Origin of the sequence: Pseudomonas sp. R38(2017), assembly GCF_002112395.1 — a bacterium.
GTDB lineage: Bacteria > Pseudomonadota > Gammaproteobacteria > Pseudomonadales > Pseudomonadaceae > Aquipseudomonas.
In genome coordinates this window covers 80,646-103,772 of the sequence record NZ_NEHN01000012.1, presented here as the reverse complement: position 1 = coordinate 103,772, position 23,127 = coordinate 80,646, and the positions used below count along the sequence as shown (strand labels likewise).

The window sequence follows — 23,127 nt, the reverse complement described above, 5'->3', positions numbered from 1 at the left end:
GTTTGCTGCTGGCGGCGACTTTATTCGTTATCCAGCCCCTTGCGCCGATACGGAAAGACATCGATGACTTTCCCGGCCCGGATCGCCTCCTGCAAGCCCTTCCAGTAATCGGCGTTATACAGCTCGCCATGCAACTGATCGAACAGTTTTCGCTGCCTGGCATCGGCGAACAGAAACGGCGGAAATTCCTCGGGGAACACGTCCAGCGGACCGATCGAATACCACGGTTCGGAAGCCATTTCGTCCTCCGGCGTGCGCGGTGGCGGGATGTGGCGGAAGTTGGCTTCGGTGAGGAAGCAGATCTCGTCGTAGTCGTAGAACACCACCCGGCCATGGCGGGTGACGCCAAAGTTTTTCAGCAGCATGTCGCCGGGGAAGATGTTGGCCGCCGCCAATTGCTTGATCGCCAAGCCGTAATCCTCCAGCGCTTCGCGTACCTGGGCTTCGTTGGCGTTGTCCAGATAGAGGTTCAGCGGGGTCATCCGGCGTTCGGTCCAGCAGTGGCGAATCAGCACTGTTTCGCCTTCGAGCGACACCGTGGATGGCGCGACTTCCAGCAGTTCCGCCAGGCAGGCCGGATCGAATTTGCTCAGCGGAAAACGAAAGTCGGCGAATTCCTGGGTATCGGCCATGCGCCCGACGCGGTCGACGCTTTTCACCAGCCGGTATTTCTCGATCACCGTGGCGCGGTCGACGTTTTTCGACGGCGAGAAGCGGTCCTTGATGATCTTGAACACGGTGTTGAAGCCCGGCAGCGTGAACACGCTCATGACCATGCCGCGCACGCCAGGCGCCATGATGAACTGGTCGTCGGTGTTGGCCAGGTGATTGATCAGGGCACGGTAGAACTCGGACTTGCCGTGCTTGTAGAAGCCGATCGAGGTGTACAGCTCGGCAATGTGCTTGCCCGGCAGGATGCGCTTGAGGAATCCGATGAATTCCGCCGGCACCGGCACATCCACCATGAAATACGAGCGGGTGAACGAGAAGATGATCGACACTTCGGCTTCGTCGGTGATCAGCGCGTCGATCTGAATCCCCCTCCCCTCGCGGTGCAACAGCGGAATCACCAGCGGCCATTGATCGTCGTTGGTGTAGATGCGCCCGACCAGGTACGCGCCCTTGTTGCGGTACAGCACCGAGGAAAACAGCTCGACGCTCAGCTCCGGATCCTTGCACACCCAGTCCGGCAGGTTCTCGCGCAGTTGCGCCTCCAGACGCTGCAAGTCACCGGGCAAATCGGCGTAAGCCTCGCTGAAGCGGTAATCGGCAAAGATGCTCGCAAGCATGCCCGATATCTGCCCTTGGGGTTTATAGGTGCGGGTTTGCGCGGCCCGAGCCCGGCGCAGGCTCGGGCGCGTCGTGTGGATGAACATGCAGCCGTCGCTGATCAGGTCGTGGCTGAACAGGCCGCAGAAAATCGAGTTGTACCAGGTTTCGGACAGCTCATCGTCGAAACGCAGGTCGATGATGCTGATGTAGGCGCTTTTCACCAGCGGCCAGCAGGTGACGTCCATCAAGGTGTCCGGCTCGAAATATTCGCGCAGGCGGGCGACGGTTTCACCGACCTTTTCTTCGTAGAGGTTGATCCGCGCGGCCGACGCCGTTTGCGTGTCCTGCCAGCGGGCCTGCTCGAAACGCTCCCGGGCGCCGTCGGTGATCCGCCGGAAATGCTCGCGGTAATCGTCAAAGCCATCGAGGATCATGCGGGCGATGTCGGTGGCTGGCCATTGCTGCGGCATAGATGAGACCTCTGCGGGAATTGAAGAATCTGCGCTCGAAGGCCTGAGCTTAGCCACGGAACCGGGCACAGGAGAAGTGCAATTTCTGCCAAATCCTCGACCGGGTTGTACAGCGACACAGTTTTTATCAAAGTTTTTTTAATCGACCGTTCGGTCAATTAACGTCTCGCTCCGTTCTCCGACCGTGCCGGCGCCAGCCCACGGTTTCGTTGGGCTTGGGGTTCAATTGTCAAGCGACATCTCTAGCCCGCGGCTTTTCCCTGATTGACCACGCCTGCCTACTTCGTGCGGCCTCGAACATTAATCCGGCCTTACCAAGATGATGGCACTTTGATATACACCCCGCCATTACCCGCCTCACAACAAGATCCTCGGTTCACGAGGACATCCTCTCTCTCATCCTAAGGAGCACATTGATGTCTATCCGGAATCTGCGCATCGGTTTGCGCGCCAGTTTGTGTTTTGCCGTTCTGGCCAGTCTGCTGGTGGTGGTCGGCCTGTTCGGCCTGGGCCAGATGAAAACCCTGCGCGAGAGCGCGGCGGTGATCGAGGAGTCGTGGATGCCCAGCATCGAAAGCATCCATGACACAGCGGCTAACATCGCCAGCATCCGTCTCGAATCCCTGCGCCTGATCACCAGCACCCAGGCGGCCGTTCGCGAACGCAGTAAGGGTCTTCTCACCGCGCAACGCCAGGAACTGCTCAAGCGCCTCGACGACCACAAAGCCCTGATCGCCAGCGATCAGGAACAGGCGATGCTGGAAGGTCTGAGCGCCGATACGGCCAAGTACCTGAGCATCCTCGACCAGATCATCAAACAGATCGACGCCGGGCAGAACGATCAGGCCTACGCGCGCCTGAACAATGAACTGGCGCCGCAGGGCACGGTGCTCGACAAGACCCTGGAGCAGATGATCAGCCTCAATCAGCAAGGCGCGGATGCCGCAGCCAAGTCCGCGGCGGCGATGTACCAGCAGGCGCTGTGGATCGTCGCCACGATCATCGTCATCGCCCTGATTGCCACGTTACTGCTGGCCTGGCTGCTGACACGCAGCATCACCGCGCCGATCAATCAGGCGCTGAACGTGGCACGGCGAATTGCTTCGGGAGACCTCAGCGGTCGCATCGACAGCGAAGGCCGGGACGAAGCGGCGCAGTTGCTCACGGCGCTGACCGAGATGCAGGGCAATCTGCGCTCGACCATTCGCGGCATCAGCGAGTCGGCCCAACAACTGGCCTCTGCCGCCGAGGAAATGAGTTCAGTGATGGAACAGAGCACCCGCGGCCTGCAACAGCAGAACGACCAGATCGAGCAGGCCGCCACGGCGGTCACCGAAATGAGCACGGCGGTCGATGAAGTCGCCGCCAATGCGGTGTCCAGCGCCGAGGCGTCCGAAGCCTCGAACGAGGATAGCAAGCACGGGCATGTGCAGGTCAGCGAGACGATAAGCTCGATTCAGGAACTGGTCAGCGCGGTGCTCGGCGCCTCCGAACAGGCCGAGGGCCTTGCGACCCAGGCTCAGGACATCAGCAAAGTGCTGGAAGTGATTCGCGGCATCGCCGGGCAGACCAACCTGCTGGCCCTGAACGCCGCCATTGAAGCGGCGCGGGCCGGTGAGGCCGGACGTGGGTTTGCGGTGGTCGCCGACGAGGTTCGCTCGCTGGCCCAGCGCACGCAGAACTCCACCGAAGAAATCGAGCTGATGATCAGCAGCATCCAGCAAGGCACCGGCGCCACCGTCGGCGCGTTGCAAAACAGCGCCGAGCAAGCCAGCCAAACCCTGCGCCGGGCCAACAGTGCCGGCCATGCACTGGAGAAAATCACCGCGTCGATCTCGCAGATCAACCAGCGCAATCTGGTGATCGCCAGCGCTGCCGAGCAACAGGCACTGGTGGCCCGGGAAGTCGATGAAAATCTGGTGACCATCCGCGATCTGTCGACCCAGACCGCCGCTGGCGCCACCCAGACCTCTGCCGCCAGTCAGGAACTGTCGCGTCTGGCCGTCGACCTCAACGGCCTGGTGACGCGCTTCGTGCTCTGACGGGGAAATTAAATGCCCGATTAGCGGTTGCCATCGTCAGGGCGCTCGGCAACACTCTCGTCCCGATCAAGGAAGGAGTTACCTGTGAGCCCTGTCGATATTTTCCGCATGTTGTCGCTGGCTGCGATCTGGGGTGCGAGCTTCCTTTTCATGCGCATCATCGCCCCCGCGATCGGCACCGTTCCGACCGGATTTTTCCGGGTCTCGATCGCGGCGGTCGGTTTGCTGGTGATCCTCGGCCTGATGCGTGTCAGCTGGGATTTCAAAGGCAAACTCAAGACCGTGATGCTGCTGGGTGTTATCAACTCGGGCCTCCCGGCAACCATGTACTCCGTCGCCGCTCAGGTTCTGCCCGCCGGGTATTCGGCGATCTTCAACGCCACCACGCCATTAATGGGGGTGTTGATCGGCGGATTGTTCTTCAGTGAAAAACTCACGCTGGCCAAACTCGCCGGCGTGTTCCTCGGCCTGCTCGGGGTGGGCGTGCTGACCCGCGCCGGCCCGGTCGCGTTCGATCTGCACCTGCTGATGGGCGCGGTGGCCTGCCTGCTCGCAACCACCTGCTATGGCTTCGCCGGGTTCCTTGCCCGACGCTGGCTGGATCAGGCCGGCGGGCTCGACAGTCGTCTGTCGGCGCTGGGCAGCATGCTCGGTGCGACCCTGTTTCTGTTGCCGCTGTTCGGTTACAGCGTCATCACCCAGCCGCCGGTGAGCTGGGGTGGCTGGAATGTCTGGCTGTCGCTGCTGGGCCTGGGTCTGGGCTGCACGGCGTTTGCCTACATCATTTACTTCCGCCTGCTGAGTTCCATCGGGCCGGTGAAGTCGATGACCGTGACCTTCATGATTCCGCCGTTCGGCGTGTTGTGGGGGGCGCTGTTTCTCGATGAACCGCTGTCGATGGCCCACGTGTATGGCGGGGTGTTGATCGCGATTGCGTTGTGGCTGGTATTGAAGCCGGCGGCGGTGAAACCGGTAGAAGTCGCGACTCGCTGATCGACAGATGCAAAAAGGCCCGGGAGTTTCCTCCCGGGCCTTTTTTATACGCGTTCCTTACGCCGATTTACGGAACACGAACACCAGACCGACGATGATCAACAGCATCCCCAGTACGCTTAACGCGGCCAGGCGATTACCGAAAATCAGGTAATCCATCACCGCCGTCACGGCCGGCACCAGATAGAACAGACTGGTGACATTCACCAGATTGCCCCGGGCGATCAGCCGGTACAGCAGCAACGTCGCCAGCACGGACACCACCAGTCCCATCCACAACACCGGCACGATGAAACCGGCGCTGTGCTCGAAGTGAAACGGCTGGAACGGCACGAAAATCCCGCACAGCAGCAGACCGGCCAGATACTGCACCGGTAGCGTCCCGAGGGGATTGTCGGTGATGCGTTTCTGCATGATCGAGCCGAAGGTCATGCTTGCCAGCGCGAGCAGACCGAACAGCATCCCCGCCAGCGACATGCCGGCCAGGCCGATGCCTTGATAGACGACCATGATCAGACCGGCCAATCCCAGCGCCAGACCAAACATCCGGCTCGCCGAGCGCTGTCGCTCCATGATCACCACCGTGAGGATAGGTTGCACGCCCATGATGGTCGCCATCACGCCGGGGGTGACCTTCAGATCAAGCGCCAGCAGATAAAAGATCTGGTAAGCGCCCAACAGCACCACCCCGGTAGTCATCGCATACAGCATCGGCCGGCCGCCCCTGGGCAGTTTCAGCTTGAGCAAAGGCACCAGCAGCACCAGCCCGCACAGGGCAATCACAAAACGGATCAGCAGAAAGGCAAAGGGCGAAGCGTGGGCCAGCCCCCACTTGGAGAAGATCGCCCCGCTGCTCCACAGCAGAACGAACAGACTCGTGGACGCCGCCGCGAGCGCGGACTTTTTCGAAAAGACAAACATGAATACCACCTGTAGTCAGGCAAATAGCCAACTCAGCCGAAGCTGAAATTCAGTAGGTTTTTTCAGGCGGGCACAGGGGTCAGCAGAAAACGCTGATCAGCCCGAAACGCCACGCCCGGCGGTGATACGACTGCGCACACCGGCGTGCTACTGACAGGTGGGGGGTAATGACTGATCTGCACAGGCTGCTGATTCCCGCACGGCACGACGCCAGCGTTGACCGCTGAATCGACTACCGCGTTGATGAGGGATGCAGGCATCTGGGCTGATCTTTTTTTGAGGGGTTGAAAGGTAAATCGTGAGACTCACGAGCGCCGACTATAACCAGCCTGCGACATGGATTGCAATGAGTTGGGCAAAGGGCCGCTAGCGACGGATGAACGAGAGCTGAATAGGCTGTTGAGCAACGGCTACATCCACTACGAGGGCGGGCTCATGCGCAAATCCGTGAAAAAAAACCTACCAAGAAAAGATCAATCAAAACGGATGAAAGGCTTGCTTCCTCCGAACAATCAACCAATCAGCAGCGCTTTCTTCAGCTACTGACTACAGGTATCGAGGGCGAACCCGACGTTCTCGCTGGACGGCGCTGACTCGCAGGCAATAAAAAACCGCTCCTTGTGAGCGGTTTTTTATTGCCTGCGAGTCAGCCTCAACCAAACAGCCAATACCCCAGCAGCGTCAACACCACCACCGCCAGCACCGGCCGCATCACGCGATAGGCCTTTGGATTTCGGCGTTTCCACTGTTTGACCTTACCGCTGAACTTGTCGCTGAAGTTCTTGCTCCACGCGTAAGCCTGGTTGATCCCGCCGACGCGTTCGTCGTCGAGGTTCTGCGGTGCGGTGGCGCGGCCCAGCCAGGCGCTGATGGAACGGTTGATGCGGGTCATGAGGCGATTACTCAGCGGACGCTCGACGTCGCAGAACAGGATGACGCGGGTCTGTTCGGTTTCGTTCTTGACCCAGTGCACGTAAGTCTCGTCGAACATCACGTCTTCACCGTCACGCCAGGCGTAGACCTGACCATCGACGAAAATCCGGCAATCGTCGGAGTTCGGCGTCGACAGACCGAGGTGATAACGCAGGGAACCGGCGAACGGATCGCGGTGCGGGTTCAAATGGCTGCCACCCGGCAACAGCGCGAACATCGCGCCCTTGACGTTAGGGATGGCACTGACCAGCGCCACGGTTTTCGGGCACAGGGTTTCGGCCGATGGCAGCGGTTTGTCGTACCACTTGAGGTAGAAACGCTTCCAGCCTTTTTTGAAGAACGAACCGAAACCGGCGTCGTTGTTCTTCTCGGCGGCGCGAATATAGCCTTCGTCGAACAGGTGCATGGCCTCGTCGCGAATGGTTTCCCAGTTATCGCGCAGCACGTCAAGTTCCGGAAACTTGCTGCGATCCAGATAGGGTTTGGACGGCACGCCGGAGAACAGGTACATCAACGCGTTGTATGGAGCGAACAGCGCCGAATGGTTGACGAACTGACGCAGCACCGGCAAACGTGCCTTGCCGCGCAAATGCACGTAGAGGATGCTGCCCACAAACAGCAGCAACACCAACACCTTGGCGGCCAACGAAAAGGTCATCAACGACTCCTTGAAAAAAGACAACGCCACGCCATGTCATTTACCCGACATGGCGGCCGGCCATGATAAACACTACCGGCTCCGGGAAAAACCCGCCCGACCCAAGATTCAGTGTTAAGAATTGCGCAACAAAGCACTAATTAACATAACGAGCCTGAACCCTGGCTGATCTGAATCAACGGGACGCTTACTGCTGGTTCTCCTGATCGGTGAACAGATCGCTGAACAACATGCTCGACAGATAACGCTCACCGGAGTCCGGCAGTACCACCACGATGGTCTTGCCCTGCATTTCCGGGGTTTCCGCCAGGCGGACCGCCACGGCCATCGCCGCACCGCAGGAAATGCCACACAAGATCCCTTCCTCCTGCATCAGGCGCAGGGCCATTGCCTTGGACTCTTCATCAGTCACGCGCTCGACCCGATCAACCATCGACAGATCAAGGTTTTTCGGCACGAAACCGGCGCCAATGCCCTGAATCTTGTGCGGGCTCGGCTTGATCTCTTCGCCGGCCAACGCCTGGGTGATCACGGGAGAAGACACTGGTTCCACCGCCACCGAGATAATCGGTTTGCCCGCCGTATTCTTGATATACCGCGACACACCGGTGATGGTTCCGCCCGTGCCGACGCCTGCCACCAGCACATCGATGGCACCATCGGTGTCGTTCCAGATTTCCGGGCCGGTGGTCTTTTCGTGAATGGCCGGATTCGCCGGGTTGTCGAACTGGGCCGGCATGAAATATTTGCCCGGGTCGCCGGCGACGATCTCGTTGGCCTTTTCGATTGCGCCTTTCATGCCTTTGGCAGGCTCGGTCAGCACCAGTTCGGCACCCAGCGCCTTCAGTACTTTACGACGCTCGATACTCATCGAGGCCGGCATGGTCAGCATCAGTTTGTAACCGCGAGCGGCCGCCACGAAGGCCAGGCCGATGCCGGTATTGCCCGAAGTCGGCTCGACAATGGTCATGCCCGGCTTGAGTTTTCCGCTGCTTTCGGCGTCCCAGATCATGTTCGCGCCGATCCGACACTTCACCGAGTAACCCGGATTACGACCTTCGATCTTGGCCAGAATGGTCACGCCACGGGGCGCAATGCGATTGATCTGTACCAGCGGCGTATTGCCGATGGAATGGGCGTTGTCAGCAAAAATACGGCTCATGGCTGGGTCCTTGTGCAGCGTTGAATTCAGCTCTCCAAGGTAAGCCTGTTGCTCTTGCCAGTCCAGTCGGGTCGAACGTCTGCAACGGCCGACAGTCAATCGCTTTACATCGTTCGGGAATTGCCACCATGAAGCGTCGCTACCGCTGGCCGTTGTGGATCCTCGCCACTTTCGTTGTGCTGTTGATTGCCTTGCACATCGCCCTGCCCTACCTCATGCGCGACTATCTGAATGAAAAACTGGCCAACATGGGCGACTACCGTGGTCAGATCACCGATGTCGATCTGGCTCTGTGGCGTGGCGCGTACAAGATCAACGGCCTGAAGATCGTCAAGGTCGACGGCAAGGTACCGGTGCCATTCGTCGATGCGCCGGTTATCGACCTGTCTGTCAGTTGGCACTCGCTTTGGTATGACCATGCTGTCGTGGCGCAGGTGAAATTCTTTAAACCTCAGGTGAACTTCGTTGATGGCGGGGCCAACAAGCAGAACTCCCAGACCGGTCAAGGCACTGACTGGCGCGAGCAGTTGGGCAAATTGCTGCCGATCACCCTCGACGAGGTGCAGATCAACGATGGCCGTATCAGCTTTCGCAACTTCAACTCCAAACCACCGGTAAACATGAATGCAACCAACGTCGACGCCAGCATTTACAACCTGACCAACGTGGTCGACAAGGAAGGCAAACGTGACGCTCGCTTTGAAGGCAAAGCCCTGCTGCTGGGCCAGGCACCGCTGGAAACCTCCGCCACATTCGACCCGCTAAGCAACTTCGAAGACTTCGAGTTCCGCCTGCGGGCCCGCGACCTCGAACTCAAGCGCATGAACGACTTCGCCTCGGCCTACGGCAAATTCGACTTCAACGCCGGCCACGGCGACGTGGTCATCGAAGCCCAGGCCAAAAAGGCCCAGCTCACCGGCTACATCAAGCCGTTGCTGCGCGACGTTGAAGTGTTCAACTGGCAGCAGGACGTGGAAAACAAGAACAAAAGCATCTTCCGCTCAGTCTGGGAGGCACTGGTGGGCGGCACTGAAACCGTGCTGAAGAACCAGGCCAAGAACCAGTTCGCCACCAAGGTCGAACTCAGTGGCAGCGTCCATCAGCAAGATATCAGCGCATTCGAAGCGTTTTTGCAGATTTTGCGCAATGGATTCATCCAGGCGTTCAATGCGCGGTATGAACGGCCGAAGCCGGATGCGGGTTAAGTTTTACGGTTGACGATGTAGCGCCCAGTGTCCTCTGCTGCGATCAGTGCAGGTTTCTCCTGCAACGAATCCCAACCCAGACAGGCCAGGGCCAACGACCGCGGCACGATTTCCCGGCCATTACTGTAGCGACTGATGCTACGGGCACTGACACCCAACGCTTCGGCTGCCTCATTCAGTGGTAAACCGGTGCGAGCGCGCCAATCCATGAAGATCCGTGTGTTTTCGTCGGGCGCATTTTGCGCGAGCGCGTCCCGGTACAAGGTATCGGCACCAATCTGGATATCCGGCTGCAGCCATTCCACGCTCCAGCCGTCGTCACCCAGATCGGCTGTTGCGAATACGGCGGCATCCAGTAACGGTGCGAGCCCCGGATAGGTTTGGAGGTCGCGGCTCAAATCGAGTGTTAGTTGCTGGTCGTCAATAAAGGTCAGTGACAGGCGAGCATCAGCCAGTGCCTGCACAGCCGCCAACCGTGGCCGCCTCATGGGTAACATCGTTTCCAGTCCTCCAGCAATTGCGTCTGATGAGCCGATACCCACGCCAACGCCTCCTTGACGATCAGCGGCGGTGCCTTGCCCATCATGACCTCGACGGTTTCCAGGCTCAGCATCACATCCACTCCACCACCGGTCAGGTGAACATGGGGTGGCGGGTGATCCTTCTCGCGCAACTGAATGCGGTATTTTTAGCGAAATCGGTGTTTGGTAGTCATGCCCGAAGACTATCGCCAAATCGGCGATACCTGAATGCTGGCCCCGTGCCGAAACCGAGTCAACATGTGACGCCCCATTCAGAGACTGAATAAGCCGTCTGCGTTCACAGTCGACCGGGCCGCGCGTTATAGTCGGGCATCCGATTATTTCGCCCCCGCCCTGCCCGTTCAGGTCGGCGTTACCGTTCGAGGATTAGCAGATGAAGTTCGAAGGCACCCAGGCCTACGTCGCCACCGATGACCTGAAGCTGGCGGTCAACGCCGCCATCACCCTGGAGCGGCCGCTGCTGGTCAAGGGCGAACCGGGCACCGGCAAGACCATGCTCGCCGAGCAATTGGCCGAATCGTTCGGCGCCAAGCTGATCACCTGGCACATCAAGTCCACCACCAAGGCCCATCAGGGCCTGTACGAGTACGATGCGGTCAGCCGCCTGCGCGATTCGCAACTGGGCAATGAAAAAGTCCACGATGTGCGCAACTACCTGAAGAAAGGCAAGCTCTGGGAAGCGTTCGAGTCCGAAGAACGCGTCATCCTGCTGATCGACGAAATCGACAAGGCCGACATCGAGTTCCCCAACGACCTGCTGCAAGAACTCGACAAGATGGAGTTCTACGTTTACGAGATCGACGAGACCATCAAGGCCAAGAAGCGTCCGATCATCATCATTACCTCCAACAACGAGAAAGAGCTGCCGGACGCCTTCCTGCGCCGCTGCTTCTTCCACTACATCGCTTTCCCCGACCGCACCACCCTGCAGAAAATCGTCGATGTTCACTACCCGGACATAAAGAAGGATCTGGTCAGCGAAGCGCTGGACGTGTTCTTCGACGTGCGCAAGGTACCTGGCCTGAAGAAGAAGCCATCGACCTCAGAACTTGTCGACTGGCTAAAATTGCTGATGGCCGACAACATCGGCGAAGCCGTACTGCGCGAGCGCGATCCGACCAAAGCCATCCCGCCGCTGGCCGGTGCGCTGGTGAAGAACGAACAGGACGTGCAACTGCTTGAGCGCCTGGCATTCATGAGCCGTCGCGGCACCCGCTAAGAGGCTGACGCCATGTTGCTCAACCTGTTCAATGAAATGCGCGCAGCCAAGGTGCCGGTGTCGGTGCGCGAGCTGCTCGACCTGATCAACGCGTTGAAACAGCGTGTGACCTTCGCCGACATGGACGAGTTTTACTACCTGTCCCGGGCGATTCTGGTGAAGGACGAACGGCATTTCGACAAGTTCGACCGTGCGTTCGGCGCCTACTTCAACGGCCTGGAAAAACTCGACGATCACTTGCAGGCGCTGATCCCCGAAGATTGGCTGCGCAAGGAATTCGAGCGTTCGCTGACCGACGAAGAACGTGCGCAGATCCAGTCCCTCGGCGGCCTGGACAAGCTGATCGAGGAGTTCAAGAAACGCCTGGAAGAACAGAAGGAACGTCACGCCGGCGGCAACAAATGGATCGGCACCGGCGGCACCAGCCCGTTCGGCTCCGGCGGTTTCAACCCGGAAGGCATCCGGGTCGGCGACGCCGGCAAGCGCCAGGGCAAAGCGGTGAAAGTCTGGGATCAGCGCGAGTACAAGAACCTCGACGACTCCGTGGAACTGGGCACCCGCAACATCAAGGTCGCCCTGCGCCGCCTGCGTAAATTCGCGCGCCAGGGCGCAGCGGAAGAACTGGACATCGACGGCACCATCGACCACACCGCCAAGGACGCCGGCCTGCTGAACATCCAGATGCGCCCGGAACGGCGCAACACGGTGAAGCTGTTGCTGCTGTTCGACATCGGCGGTTCGATGGACGCCCACGTGAAGATCTGCGAGGAACTGTTCTCGGCCTGCAAGACCGAGTTCAAGCATCTGGAGTACTTCTACTTTCACAACTTCATTTATGAATCGGTGTGGAAGAACAACATGCGCCGCACCTCCGAGCGCACGTCGACCCAGGACCTGCTGCACAAGTACGGCGCCGACTACAAAGTGATCTTCATTGGCGACGCGGCCATGGCGCCTTATGAAATTACCCAGGCCGGCGGCAGCGTCGAGCACTGGAACGAAGAGCCGGGTTACGTGTGGATGCAGCGCTTCATGGAGAAGTACAAGAAGCTCATCTGGATCAACCCGTATCCGAAAGACACCTGGGGCTACACCTCGTCGACCAATATCGTGCGGGATTTGATCGAGGATCAGATGTATCCGCTGACGTTGCGCGGGCTCGAAGAAGGGATGCGGTTTCTGTCCAAGTAATCCGCAATGGTTCCCCCGCCAACGGCGGGGGAACGATCAAAAGCGCTTCAGATACTCGACATGCTCCCGGTGCGCGACGTCCTGCACCACCGGGCGCAATCTGACCTTCGCCCCCGGCAGATACTGCGCCAGGCGAGCCAGCGCCAACGGCGTCAACGCTCCCAATCGCGGATACCCGCCAATGGTCTGCCGATCATTGAGCAACACGATCGGCTGCCCGTCCGGCGGCACCTGCACCGCGCCCAACGGGATGCCTTCGGAAATCATCGGCTGGCCCTGATACTGCAACGCCGTCCCCAACAGACGAATGCCCATGCGGTCGGCACGACTGTCCAGCGTCCAATGACTGTTGAACGCATCGAACAGGCTCTGCCCGCTGAACTGACCGATCTGCGCGCCGAGCACCAGATCGAGCGGCGCGTCTAGCCGCAGGTCTGGCCGATGTTGTGCCGGGACCTCACGCACCAACAGGGTTTCGCCCTGATAACTCAGGCATGCGCCCTTGGCCAATGGCAAACCAAAACCATCGAGACCACCGAGTTCCTCGCGCACCACCGTGGCACTGCTGCCCAGCACTTTCGGCGCGCTGAAACCGCCGGGAGCCGCCAGATAGACCCGAGCCCCCAGCAACGGCTGGGTGAGCTTCAAGGTCTGCCCTTTATGCAGCTTGAAACTGCGCCACGGCGCCAGCGCCTCACCGTCAATCTGCGCGCCCAGATCGGCACCGGCCAGCGCCAGCAGACAATCCTCTTGCGCCACTACCGCAAACCCGCCGAGGGTGATTTCGATCACCGGCAGATCCAGGCCATTGCCCAGCAGCCAGTTGGCCCAGGCCATCGACCGCCAGTCCGCCGCGCCGCCCTGGGTCACGCCCAGATGGCGCACGCCAAACCGCCCGGCGTCCTGCAACAGGCACAGTGGCGTACTTGCTTCAATCGTCAGTCGGCTCATGACAACGCCTCCAAAGGTGTGTCATCACCGCCGAGGTTGATGAATTCTGCATGGCTTACCGCTTCGAAACGCGCGGTATCGCCGGGCAGCATGAGGCTGTAGCCATCGCGTTCACGGTCGAACAGTTTTGCCGGCGTGCGACCGATCAGGTTCCAGCCACCCGGAGAGACCACCGGATACGCTGCGGTCTGCCGCTCGGCGATACCGACGCTGCCGGCGGCGACTTTCTTGCGTGGGGTATTCAGGCGCGGAGCTGCCAGCACTTCTTCCACCAGTCCCATGAAAGCGAACCCCGGCGCGAAACCAAGCGCGAACACTTGATATTCGCGAGCACTGTGAAGGCGGATCACTTCTTCTACAGACAAGCCGCTGCGCTGTGACAGCAGGCTCAGTTCCGGACCGACACTCAGGTCGTACCACACCGGCAGCACATGGCACTGGCCACCGGTTCGTGCATTCGGCGACAGGTCGATCAGCGCTTCGGCAATCAGTTCCCGGGCCTGACTCGGATTCAATTCGGTCAGATCGTAATGCACCATCAATGTGGTGTACGACGGCACCAGATCGATCAAATGCGCGCCAAACACCGTGCGCAACCGCTCGCTGGCGGCGAGCATCCACGGCATGTTGGCTTCCGCGATTTCATCGAACAGGCGCAGCATCAGGCAATCCAGTGCCACCACTTCCACCCGCGGATTCATGGCGCGCTCTGCTCGTTCAGCGCCTGACGAATGCGTTGCACGGCTGCCACTGAGCTAGCGTTGTCGCCGTGTACACACAAAGTGTTGGCTTGCAGGTGCAGCGCGCTGCCGTCGCTGGCGGTGAGGTAGTCGCCACGGGCGATGGTCAGGGCTTGCCCGATGATGGTTTCGGCGTCGTGATGCACCGCGCCCGACAGTTGTCGCGACACCAGTCGGCCGGCGCTGTCGTAGGCGCGGTCGGCGAAGGCTTCGAACCACAGGGTCACGCCATATTCGTCGCCGAGTTGTTGCGCGGCCGTGTTGTCGCGGGTGGCCATCAGCATCAGCGGCAAACTGCGGTCGTAAGCCGCGACAGCCTGAATCACCGCCCGCAACTGCGCCGGGTTGGCCATCATGTCGTTGTACATCGCGCCGTGGGGTTTGACGTAGCTGACTTTGCCACCCTGGGCACGGCAAATACCGTCGAGAGCGCCGATCTGGTAATGCAGGATGTCCTGCAGCTCCTGGGCGGTGTAAGCCATGGAGCGTCGGCCGAACCCCACCAGATCCTGATAGGCCGGATGCGCGCCGATCTGCACGCCGTGGCTCAGCGCCAGGCTGACGGTCTTGCGCATGATGCTCGGGTCGCCGGCGTGGAAACCGCAGGCAATGTTGGCGCAATCGATAAAGGGCATGACTTCCGCGTCCAGACCCATGGTCCAGTTGCCGAAGCTCTCGCCGATGTCGCAGTTCAATAGCAGGCGGCTCACGGTGAACACTCCTGTAGCTGTTATCTTTTTGTGCTGTAGGACAGTTGTCGCAGGTTATCAGTTACTGCGCGTCCAGTTGCTTGCCACGGGTTTCCGGCAAGCTCAGCGCCGCCAGGATCACCACGCCGTAGGACACTGCTGCGAAGGCACCAATGCCTACACTCAGCGGTACTTTCTGGCTGAGCAACCCGATCAGCAGCGGGAACAATGCCGCCAGCGCCCGGCCGATGTTGTAGCAAAAGCCCTGCCCCGAGCCGCGAATCCGTGTCGGGAACAGCTCTGTCAGAAACGCACCCATGCCGCTGAAAATCCCCGAAGCGAAGAATCCCAGCGGGAAACCCAGCCACAACATCACGCCATTGCTGACCGGCAACTGGGTGTAGAGCAGAACGATGGTGAACGAGCCGACTGCGAACAGGATGAAGTTCTTCTTGCGCCCCAGCAGGTCGGTCAAATAGGCACTGATCACATAACCGGCGTAGGAACCGATGATCACCATCGCCAGATAACCGCCGGTGCCGAGTACGCTCAAGCCGCGTTCGTTTTTCAGAAAGGTCGGCAGCCAGGAGGTGATCGCGTAGTAGCCGCCGAGGGCACCCGTGGTCAGCAAGGAAGCGCGGAACGTGGTGAAGAGCATGCCGGGGGCGAAGATCTCGTAGAACTTCGACGGGCTTTCCGGAGTTTGCTTGGCCTTGGCTTCGCGGTAGATCTCGGGATCTTTCACCAGACGTCGGACGAAAATCACGAACACCGCCGGCACGATGCCGAGGATGAACAGTGCGCGCCAGGCATCTTCCGGTGGCAGCACCGAGAACAGCAGCGCATAGAGAATTGCCGTCAGCCCCCAACCGAGCGCCCAGCCGGATTGCACCATGCCCACCGCTTTGCCGCGATCCTTGGCGCGGATCACTTCACCGATCAGCACCGCGCCGGCGGTCCACTCGCCACCGAAACCGAAGCCCATCAGAGTGCGGGCGATCAGCAGTTGTTCGTAGTTCTGGGCGAAACCGCAGAGGAAAGTGAAGAAGGCGAACCACAGCACCGTCAGTTGCAGGGTGCGTACGCGGCCGATGCGGTCGGAGAGAATACCCGCCACCCAACCACCGATGGCCGAAGCGATCAGCGTGCTGGTGTGAATCAGCCCGGCTTCTCCGGTGGTGATGCCCCACATCGCGATCAGGGTCGGCACCACGAAGCTGAGCATCTGGGTGTCCATGCCGTCCAGACCGTAGCCGATCTTGCAGCTCCAGAACGTCCGGCGCTCCTGCTGATTGATGTTGCGATACCAGTCGAACGGGCCGGGACGGGCCGTGGTCTTGGGGAGGTCGAGGGTGTCGGGCGCACTCATGGCATGTCTCCGCAGGCTTTTATTGGTCTTGTTCGAAGCTCCGACGACGCCTATCGTGGGAACCGGATGCGTCGATTCTTGGGTGCGTCACCCGGTCGCGTCCAACGAATAAAAACCCGCCCAAGACATAAGAAAAATTTGTTGCCATGAACCTGAAGTTTCTCGAGACCTTTGTCTGGGTCGCCCGGCTAAAGAGTTTTCGCCTGACCGCCGACAAGCTGTTCACCACTCAGGCTTCGATCTCCAGCCGGATCGCGGTGCTCGAAGGCGAGCTTGGGGTAAAGCTGTTTGTGCGCGATTCACGCGGTGTGAGCCTGACGCCGGAAGGCCTGAAAGTGCTGGACTATGCCGAACAGATGCTCGATACGATGCAGGCGCTGAAGCAGTCGATCGAGACCCGATCGAGCAAGGTCGGCCGGGTACGCATCGGGGTAATGGACACGGTGATTCACACCTGGCTCAGCCCGTTGGTGGCGCAGATGACCGATCTGTACCCACGGGTTGAAATCGAGTTGGTAGCGGATACCTCGCTGAATCTCTGCGATCAATTGCAAAAAGGCTTTCTCGATCTGATCCTGCAAACCGATCTGGTGCGCCATGAAAGCGTGCGCAGCCTGGAACTGGCCAGCCACCCCATCGGCTGGATCGTCGCCAGCAATTCGATCTACAACCGCGACTACCAAAGCCTCGCCGACCTGGCGCAGGAACGGATCATCACCTACTCGAAAAACTCCCGGCCGCATCAGGACATTCTGGCGCTGATGCAGGCCCAGGGCGTGCTGGCGCCACGCTTGAACTGTGTGAACTCGGTGTCGGCGATCACCCGGCTGCTGCGCGACGGATTCGGCATTGGCGCACTGCCGCCAGTGTTGGTGGCCGAGGAACTGGCGCGGGGCGAACTGACCCTGCTCGACATCGACCAACGGCCACCCGCCCTACAAGTAGTGGTGTCGTGGCGGGTGGGTGTGGAATGGGTCGAAGAGATTGTGACGTTGTGTCAGCAGGTGCTGGAGGGGTATGCGCGCAAGGTCGGCACGGATTACGTCGTTCTGAGCTGATCGTTCCCACGGCGTGGGAACGATGCATCGAGGTTTACAGCCCGCGCACATCCCGGTCTTCGATCGGCCGGCTCTGGCGCAGGCGCTTGCCACCCAGCACCACCCAGTCGATCAGACGGAACAGGCATTCGAGGCCGAACGATAGCAGCAGCGCACCGCTCATGCCCCAGATCATTGCTTCCGGTGTCAGCAGAATCTGGTAGCTGTAGCCGTTCCAGGTTTCCTTGCGGATATCCGGATCGGCGGCCAGCACCACTTGCAGGAAGCGGATGTACCACGGGCCCTGCATCGCCTGGAATTGCTTGTCCAGCGCCAGTTGACGGTTGAGCAAGGTGCTCAGGCTGTCCGCATCGCTGCGAAACACCGGGTCCTCGCTGGCACGATAGTGAGCGACCAGTGCCTGCAGATCACCCTTGAAGAATTGCTCGGCTGTGCCCTGGAAGCCGCGCAGACCGGTCTGTGCTTCGATCAGATGCGCTTCGACCCGCTTGGCGTAATCGTTGATGAACCCCGGCACCTGGACACCGATCAACAGGCCCGCCGCAAACAACACCAGCCGTAGATAACTGAGCAACATCGAGGAGAGATCCTTTATTCGGTCGTGCCCTGGCTGACGCATTCGCCGCGTCGCCACAGGCTCCATTGGCCCGGTTCGTAGCGGGTCCAGGTTTCGTTTTCGGTCAAGGGTTCGGTGGCAATCACCGTGACCACGTCGTTTGGCGTGGTTTCGGCCTGGAAATCGACGATCACATCGACATCCTTGAGCCGCGCCGGGCCGAACGGTGCGCGACGGGTGATCTGTGCCAGTTTGGTCGAGCAATAGCAGAAGAGCCAGTCGCCGTCGCTGAGCAGGCAATTGAACACGCCTTTGCTGCGGTACTCGGCGCAGGCCGCGACCAGATCCGGCAGCAGCACTTCTATATCGACCGGTTCCGGAAACGCTGCACGTACGCGGTTGAGCAAATCGCAGAACGCCGCCTCGCTGTCGGTATCGCCGACCGGGCGGTAGAAACTCTTGATCGGGGTGAAATCGGCGAGCTGGCCGTTGTGCGCGAAGCACCAGTTGCGTCCCCACAGTTCGCGGACGAACGGGTGGGTGTTGGACAGGCAGACCTTGCCGACGTTGGCCTGACGGATATGGCCGATGACCACTTCGCTCTTGATCGGATAACGCTGCACCAGATTGGCGACTTCCGACTCGCAGCTGGCCGCCGGGTCCTGAAACAGCCGCAACCCGCGACCTTCATAGAAGGCGATACCCCAGCCATCGCGGTGCGGACCGGTGCGACCGCCGCGCTGCATCAGCCCGGTGAAGCTGAACACGATATCGGTCGGCACGTTGGCGCTCATGCCCAATAGTTCACACATGTGCGGGCTCTCGTGATTACAGACGCGGCTCGACGCGCCCGCGCTGCGGATTGCTCGGCAGCGGTGGGCGGCCGTAACGATCGTCGCCGGCGCCGCCGAACGGTTGATCGCCGTCACGCTCGTCTTCGGCACGGGCGGCTGCGCGAGCGACTTCGGCCTGCTCCTTGCGAGCGTTCGAGGCGCGCTCGATCGGAAAGCGGATCAGCACGAAAATCAGGTACAGGCCGAACGCGATCATGGCGTACATGAGCAGTTCGGAAATCGCGCGCCAGGCGTTGTTGCCGACCTTGAACGCCAGATCCAGCACAGTGATGGCGATGGCCGGGGCGAATTTTTCCTTCACCGGGTCAATGATGGTCGGGCTGAACAGCAACACCGCCATCAATACACGCAGCGGCTCGCGCAACCAGCGCCACATCCAGCGGGTCAGGCGCATCCACACCAGCAGGCAGCCCACGGCGGCAAAGGCGTAAAGGCCCCAGGCGATCAGATAGTCGTTCTCGGTCATGGTGTCCATGGCAAGGCAGGCAAAGAGGCGCTTATAGTAACGACTTTTCGCACATCAGGCTTCCCCGCCGTCCGTGCGGTCCTCATTTGTCATGTTCGAGAGCCCTCCATGCCCGTATCCGCCAACGTCACCAGCGCCCCGATTGCCCGCAAGGATGCCGGTCACGACCCGTATGCCTGGCTGCAGGAACGCGACACCGACGCGGTGCTCGACTACCTCAAGGCCGAAAACGACTATCAGCAGGCGCAGACCGCCGATCAGGCAGAGCTGCGTGAAACCCTGTTCGAAGAGATCAAGGGCCGGATCCTCGAAACCGATCTGTCCCTGCCGTCGCCGTGGGGCCCGTATCTGTATTACACCCGCACCACTGCCGGTGACGAATACCCCCGCCACTACCGCTGCCCGCGTCCGGCCGACGACAGCCTGACCCTTGACGAAAGCCGCGAACAGCTGCTGCTCGACCCGAACGCTCTGGCCAATGGCGGCTTTTTCTCCCTCGGCGCGTTCAGCATCAGCCCGGATCACCAGCGCCTGGCCTACAGCGTCGATGCCTCGGGCAACGAGATTTACACGCTGTTCGTGAAGGAATTATCCAGCGAGCGTGTCAGCGAACTGGAATTCCAGGACTGCGACGGCAGCATGACCTGGGCCAACGACAGCCTGACGCTGTTCTTCGGCGTGCTCGACGACACCCATCGCCCGCATAAACTGTTCCGCTACCGCCTCGACGGCACCGCCGCCGAAGAGGTGTTCCACGAGCCGGACGGTCGTTTCTTCCTGCATTGCTATCGCGCCAGCTCCGAACAGCAATTGCTGCTGTCCCTGGGCAGCAAGACCACCAGCGAAGTCTGGGCGCTGGACGCCAATCAGCCGCACCAGCCGTTCACCTGCCTGGCGCCACGGGTCGAGGATCACGAGTACGACGTCGACCACGGCAAACTCGATGGCGAATGGACCTGGTTCATCCGCACCAACCGTGACGGCATCAACTTCGCCCTGTATCAGGTGCCGGACACCGGCAGCGCACCGAGCGAAGCCGACTGGCAGAACCTGATTCCCCACAGTGATTCGGTAATGCTCGATGGCGTGACCCTCAACGCCGAAGCCCTGACCCTGAGCCTGCGCGAAGGCGGTTTGCCGATCATCGAAGTTCGCCCACACGGTCTGGCGCCTTATCGCGTGCAATTGCCGGACGCTGCCTACAGCCTCTACGTGCAAAACAGCCTGGAATTCGAAAGCGACCGCATTCGCCTGCGCTATGAAGCACTGAATCGCCCGGCCCAGGTTCGGCAATTGATCCTCGCCACCGGCGCGCAGGAAGTGCTCAAGGAAACCCCGGTTCTCGGCCCGTTCGACGCCGACGCCTACGTCAGCCAGCGCCTGTGGGCCACGGCTCCGGACGGCACGCTGGTGCCGATCAGTCTGGTGATGAAGCGCGAAATGCTCGGCAAACCGGTGCCGCTGTACCTCTACGGTTACGGCGCCTACGGTTCGAGCCTCGATCCGTGGTTCTCCCACGCCCGCCTGAGCCTGCTGGATCGCGGCATGGCGTTCGCCATCGCCCACGTGCGCGGCGGCGGTGAGCTGGGCGAAACCTGGTACCGCGCTGGCAAGCAGGAGCACAAGCAAAACACCTTCAGCGACTTCATTGCCTGCGCCGAGTTCTTGATCCTCAACGGCATCACGACCGCGCCGCAACTGGCGATCAGCGGCGGCAGCGCCGGCGGTTTGCTGATCGGCGCCGTGCTCAATCAGCGCCCGGAGCTGTTCGGTGTGGCGATTGCCGAAGTACCGTTCGTCGATGTGCTCAACACCATGCTCGACCCAGATCTGCCGCTGACCGTCACCGAGTACGACGAGTGGGGTAACCCCGAAGAGCCGGACGTTTACGAGCGAATCAAGGCCTACGCGCCGTACGAAAACGTTACTGCGCAGGCGTATCCCGCGACGCTGGTGATCGCCGGCTACAACGACAGCCGGGTGCAGTACTGGGAAGCGGCCAAGTGGGTGGCGAAACTGCGCGCGACCAAGACCGACAACAACCCGCTGCTGCTCAAGACCGAACTGGGCGCCGGCCATGGCGGGATGAGCGGGCGTTATCAGGGATTACGTGACGTAGCCCTCGAATACGCATTTGTTTTCAAGGTTCTGGGCATTGCCTGAGGAACTCCGCCGGTCAGTCAGGTCTTAATTCCGGGCACCGGGAGCCGATAAGCAGATCGGCCCCCGGTGGCGAGCCTGCCACCCGACACAAAACAAAAAAGACCGCACGACATGTCAGAACCAACTCTACTGAACAACGAAATCCGCGACTGGCTGATGGACTGCGGCCTGTTCGATCAATTGCAACTGGCGGATTTCGCCGCCGCTTCGGGCTACTTCAGCATCAGCACCGTAGCTGAAGGCGAAGCGATCTTCCGCGAAGGCGATGCCGGCAGCTTCATGTGCATCATCCACACCGGCCAGGTGGCCGTGCAGAAGACCGGGGCTGACGGCCAGGTCATCACCATGGCCACCCTGCGCAGCGGCCGGGCCTTCGGTGAAATGGCCGTGCTCGATGGCGAACGCCGCTCGGCGACTTGCGTGGCGGCGAGCAACTGTCAGTTGCTCAACCTGGGCAAGGATTCACTGGAAAAAATGCTCAACGACGCGCCGAAGATCGCCGCCAAGATCATCCGCGCCCTCGCCGTCTCCCTGTCCAAACGCCTGCGTATGGCCGACGGCCAACTGGCGGCGCAGCAGATCTAGCCGCCGGGGGATTTGGCTTTGCCGTCGCTGGGTTCGAGACCCGGCACCGGCTGATCCTTGGACGGCGGGCTGGGCATCTCGATCGGCACCAGCGGTGGCCCGCCACTGCCGGAACCTGTCTTGGGAATCGGTACCGGACTGATTTGCGGATACGGGGTTGGCGTCGCAGTGCCGGGCGAACCCGGTTGCGGCGTCGGGCTGACGGGAATCGTCTGTTGGGCCTGCACTGCAGTAATCGAGAGCGCGGCCAGGGTAATGACCGTTAGAATGGTGCGCTTCATCAAGGGCTCCGTTGGCCTGAAGTCTGTGTTCAGGCTACTCCCAACGCGCCTGCTTGCCTTCCCCCCTGTAGAGATTTCCATGAAACGTTTCGTTCTGCTCGACACCACGCCGATCCCTGACAACGGCGGCGCCCTGTGCCTGTTCGAGTATGGCGAGGACTTTGTCATCAAGATCCAGGGCGGCGACGGCGGGCAATTGATGAACACCCGCATGCACGGTTCTGAAGATGCACTGGCCGAGATCCCGTGCCGCAGGGTCGCCGGCCGACCGGACTCGCGCGTGCTGATCGGCGGTCTGGGCATGGGCTTCACCCTCGCCTCCGCGCTCAAGCATCTGGGCAAGAGCGCCGAAGTGGTGGTCGCCGAACTGGTGCCCGGCGTCGTTGAATGGAACCGTGGCCCGCTCGGTGAAAAGTCCGGACGCCCGCTGCTCGACCCGCGCACGGTGATCCGTCAGGAAGACGTGGCCAAGGTGCTGCAAAGCGAGCCGAACGGCTTCGACGCGATCATGCTCGACGTCGACAACGGCCCCGAAGGCCTGACCCAACGTGCCAACAGCTGGCTGTATTCCGCCGCCGGCCTCGCTGCTTGCGCCAGGGCGATGCGGCCCAAAGGCGTGCTGGCGGTATGGTCCGCCAGCGCTGACCGGCAGTTTTCCGACAAATTGAAGAAGGCCGGTTTCAAGGCCGAGGAAGTGCAGGTTTTCGCCCACGGCAACAAGGGCACCCGCCACACGATCTGGATTGCCGAGAAGCTCAAGGGCTGAGCTAAACTTGCGTCATAACCGTCATTAGTCTTTCTACAAAG

At 60.6% G+C, this 23,127-nt stretch carries 23 protein-coding genes; 9 read left to right on the top strand and 14 right to left on the bottom strand.

Annotated features, from left to right (window positions below; genetic code table 11):
- Positions 1 to 20 precede the first annotated feature (20 nt).
- Positions 21 to 1,742 (bottom strand): bifunctional isocitrate dehydrogenase kinase/phosphatase, encoded by a 1,722-nt coding sequence (aceK, locus tag CAF87_RS25865; protein WP_085730042.1) that lies wholly within the window; start codon positions 1,740 to 1,742, stop codon positions 21 to 23.
- A gap of 416 nt (positions 1,743 to 2,158) precedes the next feature.
- On the opposite strand from aceK, the gene CAF87_RS25860 reads away from it, so the two are divergent.
- Positions 2,159 to 3,784, top strand: a complete 1,626-nt coding sequence (locus CAF87_RS25860) for a methyl-accepting chemotaxis protein (RefSeq protein WP_085730041.1) — start codon at positions 2,159 to 2,161, stop codon at positions 3,782 to 3,784.
- Positions 3,785 to 3,868: 84 nt separating this feature from the next.
- Positions 3,869 to 4,777, top strand: coding sequence for a DMT family transporter (locus tag CAF87_RS25855; protein ID WP_085730040.1), 909 nt, complete (start codon positions 3,869 to 3,871; stop codon positions 4,775 to 4,777).
- Between the two features lie 57 nt (positions 4,778 to 4,834).
- Here CAF87_RS25855 and CAF87_RS25850 read toward each other — a convergent pair whose 3' ends face one another.
- From CAF87_RS25850 to cysK, 3 genes are all read right to left on the bottom strand, one after another.
- Complete coding sequence (locus CAF87_RS25850) at positions 4,835 to 5,698, bottom strand: DMT family transporter (RefSeq protein WP_085730039.1); 864 nt, start codon at positions 5,696 to 5,698, stop codon at positions 4,835 to 4,837.
- A gap of 652 nt (positions 5,699 to 6,350) precedes the next feature.
- Complete coding sequence (locus tag CAF87_RS25845; RefSeq protein WP_085730038.1) at positions 6,351 to 7,289, bottom strand: aspartyl/asparaginyl beta-hydroxylase domain-containing protein; 939 nt, start codon at positions 7,287 to 7,289, stop codon at positions 6,351 to 6,353.
- A 187-nt stretch (positions 7,290 to 7,476) separates the two neighbouring features.
- Positions 7,477 to 8,451: a cysteine synthase A gene (gene cysK, locus CAF87_RS25840; RefSeq protein WP_085730037.1), complete on the bottom strand. Its 975-nt coding sequence runs from the start codon at positions 8,449 to 8,451 to the stop codon at positions 7,477 to 7,479.
- Positions 8,452 to 8,579: 128 nt separating this feature from the next.
- Here cysK and CAF87_RS25835 point away from each other — a divergent pair, with 128 nt between their 5' ends.
- The gene (locus tag CAF87_RS25835) at positions 8,580 to 9,656 is read left to right on the top strand and encodes a DUF748 domain-containing protein (RefSeq protein WP_085730036.1); all 1,077 of its coding nucleotides are present in this window, start codon (positions 8,580 to 8,582) and stop codon (positions 9,654 to 9,656) included.
- Here CAF87_RS25835 and CAF87_RS25830 read toward each other — a convergent pair.
- Positions 9,653 to 10,153 carry a helix-turn-helix domain-containing protein gene (locus CAF87_RS25830; protein WP_085730035.1) on the bottom strand — a complete coding sequence of 167 codons (501 nt, stop codon included), beginning with the start codon at positions 10,151 to 10,153 and terminating at the stop codon, positions 9,653 to 9,655. The two genes, CAF87_RS25835 and CAF87_RS25830, sit on opposite strands and share 4 nt — an antisense overlap.
- The gene (locus CAF87_RS25825; RefSeq protein ID WP_256575913.1) at positions 10,141 to 10,335 is read right to left on the bottom strand and encodes a DUF4160 domain-containing protein; all 195 of its coding nucleotides are present in this window, start codon (positions 10,333 to 10,335) and stop codon (positions 10,141 to 10,143) included. Before CAF87_RS25825 ends, CAF87_RS25830 begins: the two co-directional genes overlap by 13 nt.
- Before the next feature lie 236 nt (positions 10,336 to 10,571).
- Here CAF87_RS25825 and CAF87_RS25820 point away from each other — a divergent pair, with 236 nt between their 5' ends.
- Both CAF87_RS25820 and CAF87_RS25815 read left to right on the top strand, forming a co-directional pair.
- Entirely contained in the window at positions 10,572 to 11,417 is an 846-nt protein-coding gene (locus tag CAF87_RS25820) for a MoxR family ATPase (protein WP_007911294.1), read from the top strand.
- Positions 11,418 to 11,429: 12 nt separating this feature from the next.
- The gene (locus CAF87_RS25815) at positions 11,430 to 12,608 is read left to right on the top strand and encodes a VWA domain-containing protein (protein ID WP_007956512.1); all 1,179 of its coding nucleotides are present in this window, start codon (positions 11,430 to 11,432) and stop codon (positions 12,606 to 12,608) included.
- 36 nt (positions 12,609 to 12,644) lie between these two features.
- Here the strand turns inward: CAF87_RS25815 and CAF87_RS25810 are convergent, their stop codons facing one another.
- From CAF87_RS25810 to CAF87_RS25795, 4 genes are all read right to left on the bottom strand, one after another.
- On the bottom strand, positions 12,645 to 13,559 hold the full coding sequence (locus CAF87_RS25810; RefSeq protein ID WP_085730034.1) for a biotin-dependent carboxyltransferase family protein: 915 nt from the start codon (positions 13,557 to 13,559) through the stop codon (positions 12,645 to 12,647).
- Positions 13,556 to 14,260: an allophanate hydrolase subunit 1 gene (locus CAF87_RS25805; RefSeq protein WP_085730033.1), complete on the bottom strand. Its 705-nt coding sequence runs from the start codon at positions 14,258 to 14,260 to the stop codon at positions 13,556 to 13,558. The genes CAF87_RS25810 and CAF87_RS25805 overlap by 4 nt, the downstream gene beginning before the upstream one ends.
- The gene (locus CAF87_RS25800; RefSeq protein WP_085730032.1) at positions 14,257 to 15,009 is read right to left on the bottom strand and encodes a 5-oxoprolinase subunit PxpA; all 753 of its coding nucleotides are present in this window, start codon (positions 15,007 to 15,009) and stop codon (positions 14,257 to 14,259) included. The genes CAF87_RS25805 and CAF87_RS25800 overlap by 4 nt, the downstream gene beginning before the upstream one ends.
- A gap of 61 nt (positions 15,010 to 15,070) precedes the next feature.
- Complete coding sequence (locus CAF87_RS25795) at positions 15,071 to 16,357, bottom strand: MFS transporter (RefSeq protein WP_085730031.1); 1,287 nt, start codon at positions 16,355 to 16,357, stop codon at positions 15,071 to 15,073.
- Positions 16,358 to 16,503: 146 nt separating this feature from the next.
- On the opposite strand from CAF87_RS25795, the gene CAF87_RS25790 reads away from it, so the two are divergent.
- Entirely contained in the window at positions 16,504 to 17,415 is a 912-nt protein-coding gene (locus CAF87_RS25790; protein WP_085730030.1) for a LysR family transcriptional regulator, read from the top strand.
- 34 nt (positions 17,416 to 17,449) lie between these two features.
- On the opposite strand, the gene CAF87_RS25785 is transcribed toward CAF87_RS25790, so the two are convergent.
- Genes CAF87_RS25785 through CAF87_RS25775 form a run of 3 tightly spaced genes read right to left on the bottom strand, consistent with a single transcriptional unit; the run spans position 17,450 to position 19,300 of the window.
- Complete coding sequence (locus tag CAF87_RS25785; protein WP_085710286.1) at positions 17,450 to 17,992, bottom strand: DUF2937 family protein; 543 nt, start codon at positions 17,990 to 17,992, stop codon at positions 17,450 to 17,452.
- 14 nt (positions 17,993 to 18,006) lie between these two features.
- Positions 18,007 to 18,783, bottom strand: a complete 777-nt coding sequence (locus CAF87_RS25780; RefSeq protein ID WP_003222625.1) for a class II glutamine amidotransferase — start codon at positions 18,781 to 18,783, stop codon at positions 18,007 to 18,009.
- 16 nt (positions 18,784 to 18,799) lie between these two features.
- Entirely contained in the window at positions 18,800 to 19,300 is a 501-nt protein-coding gene (locus tag CAF87_RS25775; RefSeq protein ID WP_085730029.1) for an MFS transporter, read from the bottom strand.
- Between the two features lie 99 nt (positions 19,301 to 19,399).
- On the opposite strand from CAF87_RS25775, the gene CAF87_RS25770 reads away from it, so the two are divergent.
- The gene (locus CAF87_RS25770; protein WP_085730028.1) at positions 19,400 to 21,454 is read left to right on the top strand and encodes a S9 family peptidase; all 2,055 of its coding nucleotides are present in this window, start codon (positions 19,400 to 19,402) and stop codon (positions 21,452 to 21,454) included.
- Positions 21,455 to 21,565: 111 nt separating this feature from the next.
- On the top strand, positions 21,566 to 22,039 hold the full coding sequence (locus tag CAF87_RS25765) for a cyclic nucleotide-binding domain-containing protein (protein ID WP_085710279.1): 474 nt from the start codon (positions 21,566 to 21,568) through the stop codon (positions 22,037 to 22,039).
- Here the strand turns inward: CAF87_RS25765 and CAF87_RS25760 are convergent.
- On the bottom strand, positions 22,036 to 22,320 hold the full coding sequence (locus tag CAF87_RS25760) for a hypothetical protein (RefSeq protein ID WP_085730027.1): 285 nt from the start codon (positions 22,318 to 22,320) through the stop codon (positions 22,036 to 22,038). The two genes, CAF87_RS25765 and CAF87_RS25760, sit on opposite strands and share 4 nt — an antisense overlap.
- A 79-nt stretch (positions 22,321 to 22,399) precedes the next feature.
- Here CAF87_RS25760 and CAF87_RS25755 point away from each other — a divergent pair, with 79 nt between their 5' ends.
- Positions 22,400 to 23,086 (top strand): hypothetical protein, encoded by a 687-nt coding sequence (locus CAF87_RS25755; RefSeq protein ID WP_085730026.1) that lies wholly within the window; start codon positions 22,400 to 22,402, stop codon positions 23,084 to 23,086.
- Positions 23,087 to 23,127: the final 41 nt, after the last annotated feature.